The 341-nt window shown below is 71.3% G+C and carries 1 protein-coding gene; it reads right to left on the reverse strand.

The genetic code is table 11. From position 1 onward, the window contains the following. The coding region (locus tag GNK13_RS19575; RefSeq protein WP_164104253.1) for a DUF11 domain-containing protein at positions 1 to 341 on the reverse strand (341 nt) is incomplete at both ends.

Below are 341 nucleotides of genomic sequence, written 5' to 3' on the forward strand. Positions count from 1 at the left end.
GCGTCGTAGCTGCCGCTGCTGGGCGTCGCCGAGACCAGCCGCAGCCCTTCGCTCAGCCGGTCGGCGACAGCGATCCCCGTGGCCGCATCGGGACCGGTGTTGCTCAGCGTGACGGTGAACGTGACCGTCTCGCCGACGCTCGGCGTGGCCTGGTCGACCGTCTTGGTCAGCGACAGGTCGGCCACTTGCGGCGTGAAAGCGACCGTGGCTTGGTCGTCCTCGTCGGGGTCGTTGTTGCCGGGAGTCGAGTCGGGATCGGCGGGGCGAGCCGCGGTGATCTCCGCCGTGTTGCTCGCCGTCCCCGAAGCGGTCACGCGGCCCCGCAGGACCAGCGTCGCTTG

The organism is Candidatus Laterigemmans baculatus, from assembly GCF_010367455.1.
Lineage (GTDB): Bacteria > Planctomycetota > Planctomycetia > Pirellulales > Pirellulaceae > Laterigemmans > Laterigemmans baculatus.